This window comes from Massilia sp. CT11-108 (assembly GCF_047302915.1).
Lineage (GTDB): Bacteria > Pseudomonadota > Gammaproteobacteria > Burkholderiales > Burkholderiaceae_D > Telluria > Telluria orientalis.
Window position 1 is genome coordinate 1 of sequence record NZ_JBKYMO010001286.1, and the last position, 406, is coordinate 406.

1 pseudogene is annotated in these 406 nt (G+C 68.5%); it reads left to right on the top strand.

Features of this window, described 5'->3' with window-relative positions:
• A pseudogene (locus tag ACEN88_RS34435) lies at positions 1–243 on the top strand (ABC transporter permease); the annotation flags it as partial.
• Positions 244–406: the final 163 nt, after the last annotated feature.

A 406-nucleotide genomic window follows, 5' to 3' on the forward strand; every position in this document is an offset into this window, starting at 1 on the left:
GCTGCGACCAACTATGTCAATTTGGCCACCGTGCGGACGTTGGCGCGCCAGCGCGAGATCGCCGTGCGCAAGGTGCTGGGCGCGTCGGCGCAGGCCGTTGCGCGCCAGTTCCTGGCCGAGTCGGTGCTGGTCTGCCTGATCGCGACGGTCCTCGGCCTGCTGCTCGCGTGGCTGCTGCTGCCGGTCTTTGCCGACCTCGTGCAGCGCAAGCTGGATGGGATGTTCAATGCCGCCACGGTGGCGGCGACCTGAACGACATCCTCGCCGTGCACGGCAACCGCCAGGGTGTGATCGGCCTGGCCGCCGTCGCCCTGCTGGTGCTGCTGCTGGCTGCGACCAACTATGTCAATTTGGCCACCGTGCGGACGTTGGCGCGCCAGCGCGAGATCGCCGTGCGCAAGGTGCT